We start from the raw sequence: 20,376 nt of genomic DNA on the forward strand, positions 1-20,376 counted from the left end.
AAGAGTGCATGGAACAAAGTAGGAAAAAGGCAGAATAAAAATGGAGAGGTTGAGAAAATGGCACGTAAAGACGATATTTTAAGCATTTATACAAAAGAAGTAGAAGGAATCAAAGAAGCCGGGCTTTTCAAAGGAGAGGCACCTTTTGTATCCCCGCAGGGAGCAAGAGTGAAGATGGAAGACGGAAGAGAACTTCTTTGTATGTGTGCGAATAACTACCTTGGACTGGGGGATAACCCGAGACTGATCGAGGCAGCTAAGAGAACATATGATGAAAAAGGATACGGAGTAGCATCTGTACGTTTTATATGTGGAACACAGGACATTCATAAGAAACTGGAGAAAAAGATCTCCGGATTCCTGGGAACAGACGATACGATCCTTTATTCTTCATGCTTTGATGCAAACGGAGGATTATTCGAGACAATTCTGACAGCAGAAGATGCAGTCATCAGTGATGAACTGAATCATGCTTCTATCATTGACGGAGTACGTCTGTGTAAAGCAAAACGTTTCCGCTATAAGAATAACGATATGGAAGATCTGGAAGCAAAATTAAAAGAAGCAGACGAAGCCGGAGCAAGAATCAAACTGATCGCTACAGATGGCGTATTTTCTATGGATGGAATCATCTGTAATTTAAAAGGGGTATGTGATCTGGCTGATAAATATAACGCACTGGTTATGGTTGATGACAGCCATGCGGTCGGATTTGTAGGAAAGACCGGACGTGGAACAGCAGAGTACTGTGGTGTGGAAGGCCGTGTGGATATCATTACCGGAACATTGGGAAAAGCACTTGGAGGAGCATCCGGCGGATATACATCCGGACGGAAAGAGATCATTGATCTGTTAAGACAGAGAAGCCGTCCGTACCTGTTCTCTAACTCTCTGGCACCGGCAATTGCAGGGGCCAGCCTGGAACTGTTTGACATGCTGGAGGAGAGTACAGAACTTCGTGATCACCTGGAAGAGGTAACTGCATACTACAGAAAACAGCTGGTAGATAACGGATTTGATATTATTCCGGGAACACATCCATGCGTACCTGTTATGCTCTATGATGAGAAGACAGCAGCAGAATTCGCAAAACGTATGATGGAAAAAGGTGTATATGTTGTAGCATTCTCTTACCCGGTTGTACCGAAGGGAAAAGCAAGAATCCGTACACAGGTATGTGCAAGCCATACAAAAGAAGATATTGATTTCATCGTAAAATGTTTTATTGAAGTAAGAGAAGAGATGGGATTAAATAAATAACCGGATAAAAATAAATAAAAGATGAGAAAAAATGGTACGTAGCATTTATGAAAAGTGGTGCGTACCATTTTCTTTTTTGTGTTATACTAAACACAGCGTAAACTTGAAAGGAGAGACTGACAATGGAAAGAAGAAATGCATGGAAGACATACACACAGGAACAGTTAAAAGAACTGGATCAGATCAATGACAGATATAAAGTATGCCTGGATGAAGGAAAGACGGAGAGAGAATGTATCCGTCTGACTGTGAAAGAGATTGAAAAGCAGGGGTATCGTAACCTGAATGATATCAAAGGAAGTTTAAAAACAGGAGATAAAGTCTATGCAGTATGTATGGGAAAAAGTATTGCCATGTTCCGGATCGGAAAAGAACCACTGGAAAATGGTATGAACATACTGGGAGCGCATATTGATTCGCCAAGAATTGATGTGAAACAAAATCCTTTATATGAAAACGAAGAACTTGCTTACCTGGATACGCATTACTATGGCGGCATTAAGAAATACCAGTGGGTGACATTGCCTCTTGCTCTTCATGGAGTGATTGTTAAGACCGACGGAACAGTACAGGAAGTAAGTATCGGAGAGAAAGAAGAGGATCCGGTATTTGTAGTGACAGATCTTCTGATCCATCTGGCAGGAAAACAGATGGAAAAGAAAGCAAGTGTAGTGATCGAAGGAGAAAAACTCGATCTTCTGATCGGAAGCCGCCCGCTTGAGAAAGAAGAAAGACTGGATGAGAGTGAGAAAGAAGCAGTAAAAGCCAATGTCATGCGGATTCTGACAGATTATTATGATATGGAAGAGGAAGATTTTCTGTCGGCAGAACTGGAAATCGTACCTGCAGGAAAGGCCAGAGATTGTGGAATTGACAGAAGTATGATACTGGCTTACGGACAGGATGACAGAGTGTGTGCATTTACCTCATTATTCGCTATGCTGGATGTCGAAGAAGCAGTGCGTACCTCATGCTGCATCCTGGTTGACAAAGAAGAGATCGGAAGTGTTGGTGCAACCGGTATGCATTCCCGCTTCTTTGAAAATGTTGTGGCAGAACTGGTAGCTCTTACAGAAGGGGAATCAGAATTGAAAGTACGTCGTGCGCTTCAGAATTCCAGAATGCTTTCTTCTGATGTAAGCGCAGCTTATGATCCGATGTATGCGGAAGCCTTTGAAAAACGGAGTGCGGCATTCTTTGGAAAAGGGCTGGTATTCAATAAATTTACCGGAGCAAGAGGAAAGAGTGGTTCCAATGATGCCAATGCAGAATATCTGGCAGAAATACGTCGTGCGATGAATACAGAAGATATATCGTATCAGTTCGCTGAACTTGGAAAGGTCGACATTGGAGGCGGTGGAACAATTGCTTATATCATGGCAAATTATGGCATGGAAGTTATCGACAGTGGTGTGGCAGTCTTAAGTATGCATGCACCATGGGAAGTAACAAGTAAGGCAGATGTATACGAGGCTTACAGAGGATATAAGTCGTTTTTGCGTAATATCTAAAAAAGGAAGTCGTATATTTGCACTTGAATGTACGAAAATAAGCACAATTGTGCACAATGACTGAAAAACACAGGAAAAATCAGCAGATTTATTGGTGAAAGTCTTGACGAAAACTGGCAAAAACAGTAAAATATGAAGTGCGACTTAGAAAATTTAGTTTTAGGAGGTCATGACAAATGGCAAAATGGGTTTATATGTTTACAGAAGGTAACGCAACCATGAGAAACCTTCTTGGTGGAAAAGGTGCAAACCTTGCTGAAATGACAAACTTAGGTCTTCCGGTACCACAGGGCTTCACTGTAACAACAGAAGCTTGTACACAGTACTACGAAGACGGCAGACAGATCAATGACGAAATTATGGGTCAGATTATGGAAGCCATCGATAAAATGGAAGGAATTACAGGAAAGAAATTCGGAGATAAGAAGAATCCACTTCTCGTTTCAGTTCGTTCTGGAGCAAGAGCTTCTATGCCTGGTATGATGGATACAATCCTGAACCTTGGATTAAATGAAGAAGTAGTTGAGACACTTGCTGAAGCTTCAGGAAATCCTCGTTGGGCTTGGGACTGCTACAGAAGATTCATCCAGATGTTCTCTGACGTAGTTATGGAAGTTGGAAAGAAATATTTCGAAGAGCTGATCGACAAGATGAAAGCTGACAGAGGTGTTAAGCAGGACGTTGAACTTACTGCAGAAGACCTGAAAGAGCTGGCTAACCAGTTCAAGGCTGAATACAAAGAGAAGATTGGTTCTGATTTCCCATCTGATCCGAAGGAACAGTTAATGGAAGCAGTAAAAGCTGTATTCCGTTCATGGGACAACCCAAGAGCTAACGTATATCGTCGTGACAATGATATCCCATATTCATGGGGAACAGCTGTTAACGTACAGATGATGGCATTTGGTAACATGGGAGATGACTGTGGTACAGGTGTTGCGTTTACTCGTGACCCAGCTACAGGAGAGAACGGTCTGTTCGGAGAATTCCTTACAAATGCACAGGGAGAAGACGTAGTTGCCGGTGTTCGTACACCAATGCACATTTCAGAAATGGAAGAGAAATTCCCAGAAGCATTCGTACAGTTCAAACAGGTTTGTGAAACTCTTGAAAAACACTATAGAGATATGCAGGATATGGAGTTTACTGTAGAGCATGGTAAACTGTACATGTTACAGACACGTAATGGTAAGAGAACAGCAAAAGCTGCTCTGAAAATCGCTTGTGATCTTGTTGATGAAGGAATGAGAACAGAGGAAGAGGCTGTTGCAATGATCGACCCTCGTAACCTTGACTCTCTGCTTCACCCACAGTTCGATGCAAAAGCCCTGAAAGAGGCTACACCACTTGCAAAAGCACTTGGAGCATCTCCGGGAGCTGCTTGCGGTAAGATCGTATTCACAGCTGACGATGCTGTAGAATGGGCTGAAAGAGGAGAAAAAGTTGTTCTTGTACGTCTTGAGACATCACCAGAAGATATCACAGGTATGAAGTCTGCACAGGGTATCCTGACAGTTCGTGGTGGTATGACATCTCACGCAGCCGTAGTTGCTCGTGGTATGGGTACATGCTGTGTATCTGGTTGCGGTGACATCGCAATGGACGAAGCTAATAAGAAATTTACACTTGCCGGAAAAGAATATCATGAAGGAGACTGCATCTCACTTGATGGTTCTACAGGTAATATCTATGATGGTATCATCCCAACAGTTGATGCAACAATCGCTGGTGAATTCGGAAGAATTATGGGATGGGCTGACAAATACAGAACAATGAAAGTTCGTACAAACGCTGATACACCACACGATGCTGTAAAAGCACGCGAACTTGGTGCAGAAGGTATCGGACTTTGCCGTACAGAGCATATGTTCTTCGAAGGAAACAGAATCGATGCATTCCGTGAAATGATCTGCTCTGAGACAGAAGAAGAAAGAGAAGCAGCACTTGCTAAGATTCTTCCAGAACAGCAGGGAGACTTCGAAAAACTGTATGAAGCACTGGAAGGTAACCCGGTTACTATTCGTTTCCTTGATCCACCGCTTCATGAGTTCGTTCCTACAGAAGAGGAAGACATTAAGAAACTTGCTGACGCTCAGGGTAAAACTGTTGAGCAGATCAAGACAATCATCGACAGCCTTCATGAGTTCAACCCAATGATGGGACACCGTGGATGCCGTCTTGCAGTAACATATCCAGAGATTGCTAAGATGCAGACAAGCGCTGTTATCCGTGCAGCAATCAATGTAAAGAAAGCTCACCCAGACTGGAACGTAAAACCAGAGATCATGATCCCACTTGTTGGAGACATCAAAGAGCTTAAATATGTTAAGAAATTCGTAGTAGAGACAGCAGACGCTGAGATTGCAGCAGCAAACAGCGATCTTGAGTACGAAGTTGGAACAATGATCGAGATCCCAAGAGCAGCTCTTACAGCTGATCAGATCGCTTCAGAAGCTGACTTCTTCTGCTTCGGTACAAACGACTTAACACAGATGACATACGGATTCTCTCGTGACGATGCTGGTAAGTTCTTAGACGCTTACTATGATGCTAAGATCTTCGAGAACGATCCATTTGCTAAGCTTGACCAGACAGGTGTTGGTAAATTAATGGAAATGGCTATCGAATTAGGTAAGCCAGTTAACCCAAGCCTTCACGTTGGTATCTGTGGAGAGCACGGTGGAGATCCATCTTCAGTTGAATTCTGCAACAAGATCGGTCTTGACTATGTATCTTGCTCACCATTCCGTGTACCAATCGCTCGTCTTGCAGCAGCACAGGCAGCAATTAACCAGAAATAGTACACTGTAGGTGACTAACATAGAACGTTAATTAGCTTATATAGAAAACCCCTTACATCAATTATGGTGTGAGGGGTTTTTTACGTGAAAAATGTACAAAAGTTCTTAGATATGGTAGTATGATGATAAAGATAAATAGGAATTTGTGTGTGGAGGTGATGGTTGTGAAGAAAAAAGTAACAATAGCGTTTGTCATCATTGGCATTCTTGCTATAAGTACAATGATTATATTTTCAACATATAAGTCTTCGGAAGCCTATCGAAAAGCAAAGACAAAGTGGGAGTGTTCTGTGGTCTGTGCGGAAAAATCAACGCCTGATTCCTATGTAATTACATATTCTGACGCAAAAATTTTGTCTAATACAGGCGTGTTGACAGTCCAGAACAGAAACGATTTTGACATTACTGTACATCTGCTCTGTGAAGGAAAACAGGAACTTGTATCTGACAGTATTCCTGCTGGTGGTTGCTATTCTTTTCAGAATGTTACAGATAAAGAATACACGGTAGGTATTCATGCTGAGGTTGATGAAAATACGGATATAAAAGCATTTGTATATGATGGAAAAGACACCGAACCATATACAAGATAAATGGTTTCTAATTGCAAGATAAATTCAAGTTTTCGGAGGTCGAAGTATGGGATTGCTTGATAGGTTAAAATCGAATAAAAACAACAAAGATTTCTTTGAATGGTTAGATTTACTTTTAAAGAATGAATTGAGTAGTGAAATAAAAGCGATTATCTTTAATTTATATGAAGATACAGATAATAAATGGTCTATTGAATTAGTTGGCACATTTTCATTCAATACGGATAATGACGATTGGGCTTAACCAGAAATAGTACACTGTAGGTGACTAACATAGAACGTTAATTAGCTTATATAGAAAACCCCTTACATCAATTATGGTGTGAGGGGTTTTTTACGTGAAAAATGTACAAAAGTTTTTGGGTGTGGTAGTATGATGATAAAGACAAATCGGTATTTTCCCATGATAAAGAAGTAAATATTGTAAAGGAAACTTGACAAGATGAGCGTGTCATGCTATAGTAAGATTGTAAAGGAAACTTGTCATGCAAGGAGGCGTTTTTTTGAAGAATAAAGTTGAGCAATTACGAAAGGAGCGAGGACTAAATCAGGATGATTTTGCAAAAATGCTTCGTGTTTCAAGGCAAACCATTAGTTCAATCGAAACAGGAAAGTATAATCCATCATTGGAATTAGCTTTTGCAATTTCAGACTTTTTTGGCAAACGAATTGAAGAAATCTTTATCTATGAAAGAGGTGCAGAAAATGAAAAAGAGTAATTTGATAACCGGGATACTATATGTGCTTTTCGGCGTGGCTTGTTTGATTGTTGCGCTGTTGATTGAAACAAAGTTAGAGGGCATTTTATGGGGCTTTGCGGGCGCAGGTATCTTCCCCGGAATTATGATGATATGCAAATATTTTTATTGGAGTTCCCCCAAAAATAAAGAGCGATACGAAGAGCGTTTGGAGAACGAACGAATTGAACAGCATGACGAGTTGAAAACAAAAATCAGAGATAGAGCCGGAAGATATACTTACAGCTTAGGACTGCTGGTTGTTTGTTTCTCCATTTTGGTTTTCGGTATTCTCGGAGCATTGGAAGTCATTGATAATGCTCGCATGATTGTACTCTATCTCAGCGGATATTTACTGTTTCAAGTTATCGCAGGAATTGTCATTTTTAATAAGCTGATGAAAAAGTATTAAGGAAAAATCCCTTTAGGAACTAAAGGGCGCACTTCTATACTCTCCTATCGGGAGTATGTGCGTCCTGCGGAGCTTCATTCCCAGTCAGCAGAAAAAACTGCCCGACCGAGAATGTTTCGTCACTTCGTTCCGTCAAGGGAGCTACACTCCCTTGCGCCGCTTATGCGGCTATCCCTTGTGGACTTGCCGTCTGCAAACAGCATAAAATGCTGTTCGCCGCCAGCAAGTTTGAAGGCGAATAAAATGAATTTTATGGAACAAGCAAATCGGAAGTTCAATGTGAGGAAAATTAGATGAAGAAAAAGTCTTATTGGTTAAGTATTAGTGTGTTCGTATTGATACTGATATGGACGGGTTATTATTATGCAATGCAGTACACAGGAGGATTTGCAGACTTAAAGGACTCTATTGTTTGTGGGATTGTAGGTTTGATATGTATCGTATTTATCGTGAAAAGAACTATTGACTTTTTGAAAAACAAAAAATCGTAAAATTTCAGTTGATATTTCACATATTTTAGGAAATTTAATAACTGTTATATTTGATTATCAAATTCTTCGCAAACCCTTGAAAATACTAAGTTTGTAGCAAGTGAACTTTCCCTTACTCTTTCCCTTGTGTTACATTTTCCCATTGCTTTTCATGAACCTTAATATGGGAAAAATTAAGGGAAAGAAAATTTCATAACACAATATAACATATAACAATAACGACATGGTGAACTGATTGAAATGTTTTCGATATTTAACTCTGTAACTGATTATCAAAAGAAAATGGAGATAAGATACGATGAGAACAATTTATGCAGAATATAATATAAACCACGATAGTATTGATGTTTACACAAGTGCTGGATATATGCTTCGCATTGATTGCTGGGAAGCTGAAAAAAATTTAAAAACCACATATGGATCAGAATGTGCGCTTACTTCATTGGCTGTGGATGAGCCTTTGGAATATGCAAGATTATATCTTGATGGCAATTTACAGATGTGGGTGGATACAGAAGATTCATTAGAACTTTATTAAGCAAGAAGTGAGATAGTGTTGTAGGGAGTTTCCTGTAGTTAAAGATACCACACCCGATATGATGAACCCACGCTTATACACTACCAGCTATGATAAAAGAAAGGACAGCAATTTGACACTGCTGTCCTTTCTTTTATAAAATTGCAGTACACAGAAAAAAGCTGTAAAATGAAAAATATATTTGTCCTTGTAACAATTCTCGGACATTTGCCTGTTATACTATCTGCAAAAAGAAAAGGAAGTGATAATATGAAGCATATTTTAATTGTCGAAGATGATAATCTTTTGAATAAAACGCTTACTTATAATTTGGAATTGGACGGTTACACAATAACTTCTGTTCTGAATGCAAGGACAGCCGCTGAATCATTAAAAACAAACATTTTTGATTTGGTATTGCTGGATATAAATTTACCAGACGGAAATGGTTATGACCTATGCCGTCTTATCAAGCCAGAGCATCCTGATACAGTAGTTATATTTCTAACTGCCAACGATCAGGAAAGCAATCAGATACGGGGATATGAAGCTGGTGCAGTGGATTATATCACGAAACCTTTTTCGATTAGTGCTTTGCAGCGAAAAATCAAAGCCATGTTCGCTATGTTGGAGCATCACAAACCAGCTAAGGATATTTACGAGGATGGTAGCTTGTTTCTGGATTTTTCGGAACAATTTGCAAGTTTGAACGGGAAACCATTAGCACTTTCTGCGATGGAATATAAAATGTTGAACCTATTTCTTAAAAATCCGAAGCAGGTACTTACTCGCCAACAATTTTTAGAAAAACTGTGGGATGTTGATGAAAAATATGTAGATGAACATACCCTTACTACTTCTATCAGCCGTATTCGCAGTAAGATTGAAGCGGATGGCGACACATATATCAAAACGGTTTATGGTATGGGGTATCAATGGACAGGAGGCGAAAAGAAATGAATCTGAATAACCTTTCTGCTAAGAAAATTTGTAGACTGGTTAGTGCTGGCATGGTTTTCTCTATGCTGGTAATTACCGGTATTTTCGGCGGTATAATGCAGGATATACGAATTTTTATAGTGGGTGGAACATTGACACTCTGTGCGTTTTTCTGGATTTGGCTATTGGTGCTGATTTTTGGAAAACGCCTTTCTCATTTTACTTCTAATTTGTGCCGGACGCTGGACAACATGATTGATGGAAACGAGGAATTACAAAAGTCAAATGATAGTGAAACTCTTTTTGCCCGTATCAACCACCGCTTAATTCGGTTGTATGAGATTATGCAGAAAAACCGGCACAAGGTAGACATGGAACGACAGGAGCTTCAAATGCTGATTTCTGATATTTCACATCAAGTTAAAACGCCTGTCAGCAATTTGCAAATGGTAACGGACACACTTTTAACAAAGCCTGTTTCAGAAGAAGAACGGATGGACTTTTTACAAGGCATACGTAGTCAGACTGATAAACTGGATTTTCTGTTCCAAGCACTGGTTAAAACGTCCCGGTTGGAAACCGGAGCAATACGATTAGAAAAGAAAGACAGCAGCTTATTCCATACGCTTGCACAAGCCATGAGCAGTATTGTATATGCCGCAGAGAAAAAAGAAATTGCTGTATCCGTGGATTGCCCGGAAAATTTGATAATCTCCCATGACAGCAAGTGGACAAGCGAAGCCCTTTTCAATCTGCTGGACAATGCAGTAAAATACACTCCGTCAGGTGGAAAGATTTCTGTATCAGTGGTTCAGTGGGAAATGTACGTAGAGGTCAAAGTGACCGACACCGGCAAGGGCATTTCAGAAAGCAATCAGGCTGCCATCTTCCGGCGCTTCTATCGTGAGGAAGAAGTACACGATCAACAGGGTGTGGGAATAGGTTTGTATTTGGCTCGTGAGATTGTAACAAGGCAAGGGGGCTATATCAAGGTTGTTTCAGAGCTGAGGCAAGGCTCAGAATTTTCTATTATGCTTCCTGTAAGGTAAGATATAACCACTTTTTTTGAAATGTCCGAGCGTTGTAACATTTCACTCTGATTTTCGATAAAAATTTTTTCTATCTCGGACATTTGTGTAACATTTGTGGTTTACAATGGCTTTATCAACAGATAGAAAGCCTTGAAAGGAGCATTTGAATATGAGCATTTTACAAACAATCGACTTAAAGAAGTATTACGGCACAGAACCAAATATTACTCGTGCCCTTAATGGTGTAAATTTTACTGTGGAACAGGGAGAATTTGTTGCCGTAGTTGGAACTTCCGGCAGCGGTAAGTCTACATTGCTTCACATGATGGGAGGACTTGATACCCCCACTTCCGGCAGCGTGATTGTACGGGGAGAAGAACTCGCAAAAAAGAATGATGATGAATTGACAATTTTCCGCCGTCGTAACATCGGATTTATCTTCCAAAATTATAATCTGGTTCCGATTTTGAATGTATATGAAAATATCGTCCTGCCTGTGGAACTGGATGGCGATACAGTAGACCAGAAATTTATGGACGAAGTTGTGTATATGTTGGCTTTAGAAGATAAACTGGAAAATATGCCGAACAATCTTTCAGGCGGTCAACAGCAACGTGTAGCGATTGCACGAGCTTTAATTACGAAGCCTGCGATTATCCTTGCTGATGAACCGACCGGAAATCTTGATAGCAAGACCAGTGCAGATGTGTTAGGGCTTTTGAAGCATACCAGCGGAGAATTTAATCAGACCATTGTAATGATTACTCACAACAACGAGATCGCTCAACTCGCAGACCGCATTGTACGGATTGAAGATGGTAAAATTGTTGGCTAAAGGAGGTGGGAATTATGAATTATCCTTTTGAAAATGATACCAGTGCAGTAATTAAAAAATTAGCACGAAAAAGTGTGCGTTTTGATAAGAAGAAAAACTTATTTTGCCTTTCGGCAATTATTGTAGCCGTTGCTATGATAATGATGTCGTTGCTCACAGTGCAAAATATCATTTATCAAAATCAGAAAGAAATCGAAGGATTACATCAAGGGATTTTCTTTGACATTACGCAGGACAGTAAAGAAAAGTTGTTAGCAAACGAAGAAGTAAAAAGTGTAGGACTTTCCTGTAATATCAAAACAGTGAAAGAAAATTCTAAAGAACTGTCTCTGATTTATTATGATGATGACATGCTTAGTTTGATTCCTGCCTTTGACGGAAAATATCCAGAGAAAGCAAGTGAAATTGCTGTTACAGATGCCTTTTTTGCCAGTGAAAATAAGTCTCCGGAAATCAACGCCATAGTTCAGTTGAATCTGGATGGTACTTTGAAGAATTATACTATTGTTGGTATTTATCATGATAAAACTTCTACCGCTTATCCTGTTTTTGTTTCACTTGAAAAATGCCGGGAATTACGTGGAAATAACCTGCTTAATGGATATGTTTGGCTTGAAAATGCAGATACCCTTACAAAAGACGAAGCAACAGAAATATTATCTCAAATTTCAGAGGAGACTGGACTGAATAATTGGACAGTCAGCAGTTACTATGATTATGTAAATACAACTTTGTCCTTCAGTAATTATGCGGTATATGGTGTAGTTGCTGCCATTTTGTTTTTAGCTGCCGCACTTGTAATTTACAGCATTTTCTATATTTCGGTTGGACAAAAAGTTGCTGAGTTCGGACAGCTTCGGACAATAGGGGCAAGTAAAAAGCAAATTTATAAAATAGTTCTTAAACAGGGTTATATGCTTGCAGTTCCGGGGATTTTAATTGGTAGTATCATGGGAACGATCATCAGCTATTGTCTGCAATCAAAAGGCTGGTCAGTATTTGCATTTATTGTTTCTCTATGTGGCGCATGCCTTTTTGGAATACTGCTTGTTTATATTAGTGTTCGTAAACCAGCAAAAATTGCAGCGAATACTTCTCCAATTTCCGCCCTGAAAAATCCAGTGGGAATTGTAAATTACCGCACTCACAAAAGACATCGTATTACGCCTGTATATTTAGCGAAAATCAGCTTTTCCAGAAACAGAAAAAAATCTCTATTGACCATTTTATCATTGGGACTGTGCGGAGTTATATTTTTCCTTGCAGCAAGTTATCAGAGTTCTTTTAATGCCGAGAGTATGGCTCGTTATTGGGATATGAAGTACGGAGATTTCAAAATCAGCATTGATTTAGAAAACGAAAGTGAAAATTTGGATGCTCTCTTGCAGAAAGAATATTTTTCTGATTATGTAAAGCGTGTTGGAGATATAGAGGGAGTTAGCAATATATTTACTTATGCTACCGTACCAGTTGATTTCTCAACAGACAATGATATTTCAGATAGCACCTTGATGCTCGGCTATAATGAAAAGGATTTGGCGTCGCTAAATGCAGCGGTTTTGTCTGGAAATATTACTGATGATACAGAATTAGTTGTAAGTGATCCCGAACGTATTTATGATGTTTACCATTGGAAACCTCAAATTGGGGATACTGTGACCTTTAATTTCAAAAATCATAGTGGTAAAACAATAACAAAAGCATTCAAAATTGGTGCAATCACTTCCAGCAATGATGGAATGGGTGGCTATATTTTCAGAATGCCGGAAAATATGCTCAAAGAACTTGCAGGTTATGACTGTACATACGCAATCGAAATACAAGCAGAAGCTGAATATCAGGAGATAATCGAGCAAGAACTCAAATTACTCGTTTCTGACAATAGGGATGTTCGCTTACAAACCCTTCAAGATTTTATTGTAGAACACCAATCAGACAATCGTGCAGGTTTTACATTAGCTTATGCGATTGCAGCCATCTTGTGGATATTTGCGGTCATCAATCAAATCAATCTTACTGTGACAAATCTTTTATCACAGAAACAGGAAATGGGCACACTAAAATCTATTGGTATGACAAATAAGCAGTTGAAGCAAGCATTTATGATGGAAGGTCTTTTTACTACTTTGATTGCATTGCTTATAACTGCTGTTGTTGGAATCCCCGGCGGATATGCAATCGGTATATTTTTGAAAAATGCAGGCATGTCTACGGGATTTGTATTTCCGGTTGTTGCTTTTACTCTTTTTGCTGTTGCTATGTTTATGCTTGAAAGTTTGATGACAATATTGCTTATTCATTCATGGAAGAAGCAATCTGTTATTGCAATAATGCGAAATTGATGATAGAAAGCTTTTCATATCTCGGTCAGCTCCACAATTACATTACTCTGCTGATACAGCCAGTCCGTAAATTCTTTCGGGCTGGCTGTTCCTGTTTTTACAGCCTTTTTTCTCTGTAATACTTCTTTTCATACAGTAAATTTTCACTAGGCTGGTATGGAGTAATTTTACTGTCTATACAGTAAGTTGAAAATACTAATATGGTCTTTTTTCTAACCAAACTTTAAGATAACATCTAATTCCAACATATGCGCCCTGCGAAAGTACGAAAAGCAATAGAAGATTTACTGACAGTACTTTTTTGATTGATTCTCCAAAATAAATGACAATAGCAACACTTGTCAGTATCATTAGTAGAGTAATAACATCCCAACAGTTTTTCTTATATAATTCTATAACCTTTATTTCTATCAGTATCGCCAGCATCCCTGTTCCTGCCATACATATTCCTACAATCAATATTAGCAATAACCAATATACCATTCCGGCTATAAAAGCATTTGGAATTTTTGTACTAATCTGTGCCGCAGAATGCCCGGCATCAATCGTCCATCCGACAAAGGTTTGTATGAATGATGCTAAATCATTGAAGAATGATTTACAATCGACAAGGAACATATCTGACTGTACTGCCTGAAAAAGAGTGGTTGTCAACGAATACCATGCAAGAAGGAACAAGGTTGTTTGGAACATTACCGTTTTTGCTTTATACTGTCCTGCAAGTCGCTCTTTTTGTGTTTCGTATTTTGCTTTTGCATTCTGATAGGCTGTCCGGTTACAGGCTTCACATTTTTCATAGAGTACCGGCTTTTCTACCGGTATTTCTACGATTTTCTGATGTGTCCGGGCATAATCCCGTTCCTGTGTTAAATAGCATATTTTATCTTGACATTCCTCTATCATGACGTTTGCGCTTCGCAACTTCTCTTTCTCGATCCGCAATGCTCTGTCTGCCAGCTTCAAGTCGTTCTTTAATGCTTGAATATTCCCGGCTCTGTTCTCTTTGTTTAATTTCTCGTTCAAGGTCAGAGATTCGCTGAGCTGCGTCTTCAGTTCCACGATAAGCTGTTCTTTCTGTTCTAGTTCTTCTTGTATCTCCTCGGTCAAGAGCAGAAGTTCTTCCAACTGTTCGGCGTTCTTTGATTCTCTGGATTCGTTCATCTATATCACGTCCTTTCTCTATCTGCTGTTCCAGTTCAGCAATTCGGTGTTCTGTTTCAGTAATAAACTGTTTTCGCTGTTCAGCTTCTGTGCCAATTTCTGCCATTGCTGATTTTCGTTTTCCAAAAGCTCTATCTTCGTTTTCTGTTCTTCCATCTTGGAAAGCAGTTCCTCGGTATTTGGCAAAATGTTGAGCAGCTCGGATAACTCGTTGTTTAATTTTTGTAATTTCTGATTCTGTTTTTGCATAAGAGAGAGTTGAGTGTCCCGGTTCTGCATTTCCAGAATCATTTCTGCCATTAGGTTCTGCTGTTCTTCGATTTGACCAATCATGGATTCCATTAAGGGTATAATTTCCCGGCTTTCTTCTAATGTCATTTAATCGCTCCTTCCATAATGATAATGCACCCGATACTTTCCCAAAGGTGTTTAGTATCTTTTGCAATAACGTGTTTTGTTGTTTTATGATTTGATTTTCCGCTACTTTCCACGAGCCTTTTATTTCCTGCCCGGCAAAAAACTTTTGTTCAATCTTTCTTGCGTCAGCTCCTTCATGGATGGTAGGAATCTGGAGTTTTCCCTGCTTTTCATAAGAACGATGATCAACTTGATTATGCAAAGGCAGATGTTCATTACATACCTTTGCCCATTCACTCCGCCACAGTTCACAATTTTTTGGATTGTTCCATCCAGTAGCATCGGTCAGCACCCGTTTCCATTGCAGGCGGTTTCTTGCTCCAATCTTCTGAATTCCGTTTTCGTCTAATACAGGGATACGGATTCCATGACGGTCAGGGTTTTTCTTATCCTGCCACCAGTTCGGATGGGATTCATCAATCACGATATTTCCGTTTTTATCTCTGACAAAATCCCAATCCTTGACTTCTTTCTTTCCCCAAGAATGATCCGGGTTAAAAGGACGCATAGTTAGAAGCAGATGGACATGGGGGTTGCCATCCCCTTTGTCGTGGATACTCCAATCAGCGCACATTCCTCTATCTACAAAAGTTTTTTGGATATAGTCGGTTGTATATTGAATTTGTTCCTGTCTGCTCCATTCTTTGGGGAGGGCAAATTCAAATGACCTGCCAAGTTGGGCATCTGCATTTTTTTCAATCTTCAATACCTCATTCCATAACCTCTGTTTCTGAAATGTGATTTTGAATTTTTCTAAAGCAGCTTCTTTATCTTCTGACCTTTTGTAGCGGACAGATTTTTGAAAGCGTTTTATATTTTCTTCTGGTACTATCTGCCATTCAGGAGGTGCGTTTTCACACATCATCAGACTGGTGTAGACCACTTCTTTTTTAGAAGTGTAATAACTGATTCTCCCGGTTTCCTCGTTTTTCATCACATCCCCATTGAGATATGCGGAAGCGGAGATAACAGATTTCCCTTTACTTCGTCCGACTATTTTGATTGTGTAATGAAAAATCGCCATATCTGGATTCCTCCTTTCTGCACATCCGGTATAGATTTCCGGCAACATTGCTTTCGATTTTAGAAAAAGCAGCATTGCCAGAACGCCCTCTGCGTAAGAGTGCCCTGCGCATAGCAGCCTGCATGGAATGCGCCTCTCTGGCGAAGAGTGCCTCCTGTGGCATGAGCAGGTCTGGCTGAAAGCCCCGCCGACGGAACGAGCCCGGCAAGCGTGAGCGCAGACCGGTTGCCACTTGTGGCAAACTTATTGGGACGACCTCTGGTTGTCCATAAGTGCGCCCTTCATGAAAAAGCAATGAAGGGAATGAAAAACTCATCCCATCCGCCATTACACTTCCTCCATATCGGTATTTGTTTCTTTCTGCATTGCCTTTGAGAAAAATTTCCCATTGGCTTCCTGCTTTTTCAGAAAACCAATCAGCTTTGGGATGTCTTCCTCCTCAATAGTCGCACCAAGAACGGATTCCACCGCACCGCCAACCTGACAGAGCCTATGGGTTCGTTTTTTACTTTCTTCGGCTTTCTTTCGTTTTAGAAGTTCTTTCTTCTGTGCTGCATATCGTTTTGCTTTTTCAAGGCTTTCCTGTTCCTTCTTTTCCATTTCAAGCATTCGTTCTTCATAACTTTTTGTTGATTTTGCCATTCTTACATTCTCCTTTCCTTCACAAACATAAGTTCTCGGTTGCGTATCAGAAGAAGCACATGGTATAATCTTCTTGCGTGTAGGTATATCATGGCTTCGGTCTGATAGAACCTTTGGCGGTTTCTTCGGAAGCCGCCTTTTTAATTTGCCGCAGTTCTTGTTACGGCTTTTACATTTCCTCTATCCCTCAAATCACGACCTTCATTAGCTTCCATAAACATTTCCAGAATATCGGTTTTAATCAGGACTTTGCGACCAACCTTTAATACTGGAAGTTTCTTCCATTCTACAAGCTGTCTTAAGGTATTTCTGCCGATTCCCGTATAGTCAGCAGCTTCTTCGATGGATAATGCAATTTTTCTTTGCGTCATATAATCACCTCCTTATAAATTGCATTATGCAATTCTTGTGATGTAAGTATATCCTTTTCATATCTTTTTGTCAAGCGTTACGAAATATCAAAAACAAACTTTATGTTGCATATTGCAATTTTAGAAAAACAATGCTATAATTCATACATACCGAAAAAGGAGGCAGTCAGCATGAAAGATAAAGAACTACGCAAGCTGATAGGCAGCAGAGTAAAACAGCGCCGTCTGGAATTGAATCTGACACAGCCTTATGTCGCAGAAAAGATGGGGGTTACCGCTTCTACAATCCTGCGTTATGAGAATGGTTCGATTGACAATACGAAAAAAATGGTGCTGGAAGGTCTTTCGGAAGCACTCCATGTATCTGTGGAATGGCTCAAAGGGGAAACAGATGAATATGAAACCGACATTACGGATAAGAGAGAGTTACAGATTCGTGATGCGATGGGAGATATTCTGGAACAGTTACCGCTTGCCCTTACCAAAGAAGAAGATGCTTTTTCAAAAGATTTATTACTGCTGATGTTAAAACAATATGGTCTGTTTTTGGATTCCTTCCAGTTCGCCTGCAAAAATTTCAAGGGGAATGCTGGTCAGACGGATATTGCCAAAACAATAGGGTTTGAATCGAATGAGGAATATAATGAGATTATGTTCTTAAGGGAAATCACTCCTACCATCAATGCTCTTAATGAGATGGCAGACGTTGTAAGGCTCTATTCCAAGAAACCAAAAACAGCAGAACAAAGGCTTGCAAATCTTTTATCAGAAGTCTTATATGAAGATTCCGAATCGGTATAGTAAGACAACCGGAGTTATGATATACTTACACGCACGAAGCATTTCATCAGTTCCGATTGTCTAATATCGAAAGGAGATATACGATTATGGCAAAAGGATCTGTAAGAAAAAAAGGAAAGAAATGGTACTACCGCTTCTATGTAGAGGACGCAAGCGGCAATCTTGTTCAAAAAGAATGCGTTGGAACAGAAAGCAAAAGTGAAACTGAAAAGCTGCTCCGTCAGGCAATGGATGATTATGAAAAAAAGAAATTTGTTGCCAAAGCGGAAAATCTCACAGTCGGACAACTTCTGGATGTGTGGGCAGAGGAGGAATTAAAAACAGGTACGCTCAGCAATGGTACTGTGGAGAATTACCTCGGAACAATCCGAAATATCAAGAAACACCCATTGGCAGAACGGAAATTAAAAAATGTAACCTCTGAGCATTTGCAATCCTTCTTTGATTTGCTTTCCTTTGGGGGAGTTCATCCCGATGGAAAAGAGAAAAAGGGTTACAGCAAAGATTACATCCATTCTTTTTCCGCAGTCATGCAGCAGTCCTTCCGCTTTGCAGTATTTCCAAAACAGTATATTACGTTCAATCCCATGCAGTATATTAAACTGCGGTATCAGACGGACGAAGTTGATTTGTTTTCGGATGAGGACATGGACGGAAATATCCAACCAATTTCACGAGAAGATTATGAAAGACTGCTTACGTATCTTCAAAAAAAGAACCCAGCCGCAATACTTCCAATCCAGATAGCCTATTATGCCGGGCTTCGTATTGGAGAAGCCTGTGGTTTGGCATGGCAGGACGTAAATCTGGAAGAACAATGCCTTACCATAAGACGCAGCATCCGATATGATGGCTCAAAACGCAAATATATCATCGGACCAACCAAGCGGAAAAAAGTGAGGATTGTTGATTTTGGAGATACGCTGGTAGAGATTTTCCGTAATGCCCGGAAAGAGCAGTTAAAAAATCGAATGCAGTATGGAGAACTTTATCACACGAACTACTACAAAGAGGTCAAAGAGAAAAACAGAGTGTACTACGAGTATTATTGCTTAGACAGAACAGAGGAAGTCCCGGCAGATTATAAAGAAATTTCTTTCGTCTGCTTAAGACCTGATGGCTGTCTGGAACTTCCGACTACTTTGGGAACGGTATGCAGAAAGGTAGCAAAAACATTAGAGGGATTTGAAGGCTTTCATTTCCACCAGTTACGTCACACCTATGCAAGCAACCTTTTAGCAAATGGAGCTGCCCCAAAAGATGTGCAGGAATTGTTAGGACACTCAGATGTCAGTACCACAATGAACGTCTATGCTCACTCCACAAGAGATGCGAAACGAAAATCGGTTCGGCTTCTTGATAAAGTGGTAGGCAATGACTAAAAAATTTCCCTTATTTCCCTTGTGATTATCTCATAAGGGCAAAAATAAGGGAAACTACATATCATTTCACTAATGGACAGGCGGGAAAGCCTATAAAATGGGGAAAGTTAGAGAGATAATTATATAAATTCCAGTTTATAGAATTAAGAAAATGAAATGTAAGGAGGAGTATGTAAATGAAATTAGCAGATTTAGCAACAGGCTCTGATTGGATAGTGTGGATTGTCTTTGTGATATTTGCTGTACTTTCTATTATTTTACTTTCTGGACATGGAAGCTGGTTCATTTCTGGATATAATACAGCTTCAAGAGAAGAAAAGGAAAAATATGATGAAAAGAAGTTATGCAGAACAATGGGAATTGGAATGTCTATTATAGCAATTCTTGCATTAACTATGAGCTTGTTTGAAAATATTTTGCCTGCATTTTTTATATATATTGCATTGGGGATTATTTTGGTTGATGTCGTGGTAATTATCATTTTAGGAAACACACTATGCAGAAAGTAATAACATCAAGTTTGGAGAATTGAGAAAATCGAAGTTTGTGATGGTAGATAATATGGAATGGTTTAATGTTTTTGGGCTGATTTTTATTGCAGTCATTATGATACCCAATGTTGTATTTGCGATTAAGTGCAAAGATGGATTTGATAATAAGTGGAACAATAAATATGTTGAGGTCACAGAACAAGTAGGGAGATTGGGTTGTTTCGGATTCATGATAATCAATATTCCGGGAACTTGGTTCGGGTGGTGGTCTGACGAAGCATTTGCACTATATCTGATTGTAGATACCATATTGGTAATGCTTTATTGTGCTATTTGGATTATATGTTTTAAGAAAAACAGCGTTTTCAGAGCATTAGCACTTTCTATTATTCCTTCAATGTTGTTCTTATTTAGTGGGATTATGAGTAGGTCAGTGCTATTGATTATTGCATCAGTATTATTTGCACCAAGTCATATTATGATTTCATATAAAAATGTAAAATGATATTTACAAATTCCAGTTTTCGGAGGTCGAAGTATGGGATTGCTTGATAGGTTAAAATCGAATAAAAACAACAAAGATTTCTTTGAATGGTTAGATTTACTTTTAAAGAATGA

General features: G+C 39.5%; 21 protein-coding genes. 16 read left to right on the forward strand and 5 right to left on the reverse strand.

The features are described 5' to 3' along the window. The first annotated feature begins 57 nt into the window (after positions 1 to 57). The 12 genes from NCY30_RS02230 (at position 58) to NCY30_RS02285 (ending at position 13,469) form a co-directional block, all read left to right on the forward strand. A complete protein-coding gene (locus NCY30_RS02230; RefSeq protein ID WP_118224548.1) occupies positions 58 to 1,260 on the forward strand; it encodes a glycine C-acetyltransferase in 1,203 nt (400 codons plus the stop codon). Between the two features lie 122 nt (positions 1,261 to 1,382). Continuing rightward, positions 1,383 to 2,771 carry an aminopeptidase gene (locus tag NCY30_RS02235; protein WP_022415103.1) on the forward strand — a complete coding sequence of 463 codons (1,389 nt, stop codon included), beginning with the start codon at positions 1,383 to 1,385 and terminating at the stop codon, positions 2,769 to 2,771. 176 nt (positions 2,772 to 2,947) lie between these two features. Next, positions 2,948 to 5,572, forward strand: coding sequence for a pyruvate, phosphate dikinase (ppdK, locus tag NCY30_RS02240; protein ID WP_055283630.1), 2,625 nt, complete (start codon positions 2,948 to 2,950; stop codon positions 5,570 to 5,572). 158 nt (positions 5,573 to 5,730) lie between these two features. Beyond that, positions 5,731 to 6,165: a hypothetical protein gene (locus tag NCY30_RS02245; RefSeq protein ID WP_055303552.1), complete on the forward strand. Its 435-nt coding sequence runs from the start codon at positions 5,731 to 5,733 to the stop codon at positions 6,163 to 6,165. Positions 6,166 to 6,211: 46 nt separating this feature from the next. After that, a complete protein-coding gene (locus NCY30_RS02250) occupies positions 6,212 to 6,409 on the forward strand; it encodes a hypothetical protein (protein WP_161169773.1) in 198 nt (65 codons plus the stop codon). A gap of 259 nt (positions 6,410 to 6,668) precedes the next feature. Further along, positions 6,669 to 6,884, forward strand: coding sequence for a helix-turn-helix transcriptional regulator (locus NCY30_RS02255; RefSeq protein WP_033119795.1), 216 nt, complete (start codon positions 6,669 to 6,671; stop codon positions 6,882 to 6,884). After that, positions 6,871 to 7,314, forward strand: a complete 444-nt coding sequence (locus tag NCY30_RS02260) for a hypothetical protein (RefSeq protein WP_006426341.1) — start codon at positions 6,871 to 6,873, stop codon at positions 7,312 to 7,314. Before NCY30_RS02255 ends, NCY30_RS02260 begins: the two co-directional genes overlap by 14 nt. A 789-nt stretch (positions 7,315 to 8,103) precedes the next feature. Continuing rightward, the gene (locus NCY30_RS02265; protein WP_006859036.1) at positions 8,104 to 8,343 is read left to right on the forward strand and encodes a DUF6061 family protein; all 240 of its coding nucleotides are present in this window, start codon (positions 8,104 to 8,106) and stop codon (positions 8,341 to 8,343) included. Between the two features lie 249 nt (positions 8,344 to 8,592). Then, positions 8,593 to 9,282, forward strand: a complete 690-nt coding sequence (locus tag NCY30_RS02270) for a response regulator transcription factor (protein WP_009265522.1) — start codon at positions 8,593 to 8,595, stop codon at positions 9,280 to 9,282. Further along, a complete protein-coding gene (locus NCY30_RS02275) occupies positions 9,279 to 10,310 on the forward strand; it encodes a sensor histidine kinase (RefSeq protein WP_006859034.1) in 1,032 nt (343 codons plus the stop codon). Before NCY30_RS02270 ends, NCY30_RS02275 begins: the two co-directional genes overlap by 4 nt. A 151-nt stretch (positions 10,311 to 10,461) precedes the next feature. Beyond that, the gene (locus NCY30_RS02280) at positions 10,462 to 11,127 is read left to right on the forward strand and encodes an ABC transporter ATP-binding protein (protein ID WP_006859033.1); all 666 of its coding nucleotides are present in this window, start codon (positions 10,462 to 10,464) and stop codon (positions 11,125 to 11,127) included. Between the two features lie 14 nt (positions 11,128 to 11,141). Further along, entirely contained in the window at positions 11,142 to 13,469 is a 2,328-nt protein-coding gene (locus NCY30_RS02285; RefSeq protein ID WP_006859032.1) for an ABC transporter permease, read from the forward strand. A 195-nt stretch (positions 13,470 to 13,664) separates the two neighbouring features. Here NCY30_RS02285 and NCY30_RS02290 read toward each other — a convergent pair whose 3' ends face one another. The 5 genes from NCY30_RS02290 to NCY30_RS02310 all read right to left on the reverse strand — a co-directional run bounded on the left by NCY30_RS02290 (position 13,665) and on the right by NCY30_RS02310 (position 17,084). Then, positions 13,665 to 14,372 carry a DUF6040 family protein gene (locus tag NCY30_RS02290; protein ID WP_008394183.1) on the reverse strand — a complete coding sequence of 236 codons (708 nt, stop codon included), beginning with the start codon at positions 14,370 to 14,372 and terminating at the stop codon, positions 13,665 to 13,667. Beyond that, positions 14,350 to 16,071 (reverse strand): MobA/MobL family protein, encoded by a 1,722-nt coding sequence (locus NCY30_RS02295; RefSeq protein ID WP_015530716.1) that lies wholly within the window; start codon positions 16,069 to 16,071, stop codon positions 14,350 to 14,352. Before NCY30_RS02295 ends, NCY30_RS02290 begins: the two co-directional genes overlap by 23 nt. Continuing rightward, positions 16,028 to 16,399, reverse strand: coding sequence for a hypothetical protein (locus tag NCY30_RS02300; protein WP_015561462.1), 372 nt, complete (start codon positions 16,397 to 16,399; stop codon positions 16,028 to 16,030). The genes NCY30_RS02295 and NCY30_RS02300 overlap by 44 nt, the downstream gene beginning before the upstream one ends. Continuing rightward, a complete protein-coding gene (locus tag NCY30_RS02305; RefSeq protein ID WP_008394181.1) occupies positions 16,399 to 16,713 on the reverse strand; it encodes a hypothetical protein in 315 nt (104 codons plus the stop codon). Before NCY30_RS02305 ends, NCY30_RS02300 begins: the two co-directional genes overlap by 1 nt. Positions 16,714 to 16,853: 140 nt before the next feature. Further along, positions 16,854 to 17,084 carry a helix-turn-helix domain-containing protein gene (locus NCY30_RS02310; RefSeq protein WP_004843519.1) on the reverse strand — a complete coding sequence of 77 codons (231 nt, stop codon included), beginning with the start codon at positions 17,082 to 17,084 and terminating at the stop codon, positions 16,854 to 16,856. A 171-nt stretch (positions 17,085 to 17,255) separates the two neighbouring features. Here NCY30_RS02310 and NCY30_RS02315 point away from each other — a divergent pair, with 171 nt between their 5' ends. The 4 genes from NCY30_RS02315 to NCY30_RS02330 all read left to right on the forward strand — a co-directional run bounded on the left by NCY30_RS02315 (position 17,256) and on the right by NCY30_RS02330 (position 20,263). Continuing rightward, positions 17,256 to 17,885 carry a helix-turn-helix domain-containing protein gene (locus tag NCY30_RS02315; RefSeq protein ID WP_015530715.1) on the forward strand — a complete coding sequence of 210 codons (630 nt, stop codon included), beginning with the start codon at positions 17,256 to 17,258 and terminating at the stop codon, positions 17,883 to 17,885. 86 nt (positions 17,886 to 17,971) lie between these two features. Continuing rightward, positions 17,972 to 19,267 carry a tyrosine-type recombinase/integrase gene (locus NCY30_RS02320; protein WP_008394179.1) on the forward strand — a complete coding sequence of 432 codons (1,296 nt, stop codon included), beginning with the start codon at positions 17,972 to 17,974 and terminating at the stop codon, positions 19,265 to 19,267. A 176-nt stretch (positions 19,268 to 19,443) separates the two neighbouring features. Next, positions 19,444 to 19,776, forward strand: coding sequence for a DUF3784 domain-containing protein (locus NCY30_RS02325; RefSeq protein WP_028087922.1), 333 nt, complete (start codon positions 19,444 to 19,446; stop codon positions 19,774 to 19,776). Between the two features lie 40 nt (positions 19,777 to 19,816). Then, positions 19,817 to 20,263, forward strand: coding sequence for a hypothetical protein (locus tag NCY30_RS02330; RefSeq protein WP_006426338.1), 447 nt, complete (start codon positions 19,817 to 19,819; stop codon positions 20,261 to 20,263). The last annotated feature ends 113 nt before the right edge of the window (positions 20,264 to 20,376 follow it).

It is taken from the genome of Dorea sp. MB18-49, assembly GCF_023669465.1.
Lineage (GTDB): Bacteria > Bacillota > Clostridia > Lachnospirales > Lachnospiraceae > Dorea_A > Dorea_A longicatena.

Excerpts from the sequence above, each read along its gene's own strand:
- NCY30_RS02285 (WP_006859032.1), top strand. The coding sequence starts at position 11,142 with ATGAATTATCCTTTTGAAAATGATACCAGTGCAGTAATTAAAAAATTA.
- NCY30_RS02290 (WP_008394183.1), bottom strand. The coding sequence starts at position 14,372 with ATGATAGAGGAATGTCAAGATAAAATATGCTATTTAACACAGGAACGG.
- NCY30_RS02250 (WP_161169773.1), top strand. The coding sequence starts at position 6,212 with ATGGGATTGCTTGATAGGTTAAAATCGAATAAAAACAACAAAGATTTC.
- NCY30_RS02265 (WP_006859036.1), top strand. The coding sequence starts at position 8,104 with ATGAGAACAATTTATGCAGAATATAATATAAACCACGATAGTATTGAT.
- NCY30_RS02325 (WP_028087922.1), top strand. The coding sequence starts at position 19,444 with ATGAAATTAGCAGATTTAGCAACAGGCTCTGATTGGATAGTGTGGATT.
- NCY30_RS02305 (WP_008394181.1), bottom strand. The coding sequence starts at position 16,713 with ATGGCAAAATCAACAAAAAGTTATGAAGAACGAATGCTTGAAATGGAA.
- NCY30_RS02315 (WP_015530715.1), top strand. The coding sequence starts at position 17,256 with ATGAAAGATAAAGAACTACGCAAGCTGATAGGCAGCAGAGTAAAACAG.
- NCY30_RS02260 (WP_006426341.1), top strand. The coding sequence starts at position 6,871 with ATGAAAAAGAGTAATTTGATAACCGGGATACTATATGTGCTTTTCGGC.
- NCY30_RS02245 (WP_055303552.1), top strand. The coding sequence starts at position 5,731 with ATGGTTGTGAAGAAAAAAGTAACAATAGCGTTTGTCATCATTGGCATT.
- NCY30_RS02235 (WP_022415103.1), top strand. The coding sequence starts at position 1,383 with ATGGAAAGAAGAAATGCATGGAAGACATACACACAGGAACAGTTAAAA.
- ppdK (WP_055283630.1), top strand. The coding sequence starts at position 2,948 with ATGGCAAAATGGGTTTATATGTTTACAGAAGGTAACGCAACCATGAGA.
- NCY30_RS02275 (WP_006859034.1), top strand. The coding sequence starts at position 9,279 with ATGAATCTGAATAACCTTTCTGCTAAGAAAATTTGTAGACTGGTTAGT.
- NCY30_RS02310 (WP_004843519.1), bottom strand. The coding sequence starts at position 17,084 with ATGACGCAAAGAAAAATTGCATTATCCATCGAAGAAGCTGCTGACTAT.
- NCY30_RS02270 (WP_009265522.1), top strand. The coding sequence starts at position 8,593 with ATGAAGCATATTTTAATTGTCGAAGATGATAATCTTTTGAATAAAACG.
- NCY30_RS02280 (WP_006859033.1), top strand. The coding sequence starts at position 10,462 with ATGAGCATTTTACAAACAATCGACTTAAAGAAGTATTACGGCACAGAA.
- NCY30_RS02230 (WP_118224548.1), top strand. The coding sequence starts at position 58 with ATGGCACGTAAAGACGATATTTTAAGCATTTATACAAAAGAAGTAGAA.
- NCY30_RS02330 (WP_006426338.1), top strand. The coding sequence starts at position 19,817 with ATGGTAGATAATATGGAATGGTTTAATGTTTTTGGGCTGATTTTTATT.
- NCY30_RS02295 (WP_015530716.1), bottom strand. The coding sequence starts at position 16,071 with ATGGCGATTTTTCATTACACAATCAAAATAGTCGGACGAAGTAAAGGG.
- NCY30_RS02300 (WP_015561462.1), bottom strand. The coding sequence starts at position 16,399 with ATGGCGGATGGGATGAGTTTTTCATTCCCTTCATTGCTTTTTCATGAA.
- NCY30_RS02320 (WP_008394179.1), top strand. The coding sequence starts at position 17,972 with ATGGCAAAAGGATCTGTAAGAAAAAAAGGAAAGAAATGGTACTACCGC.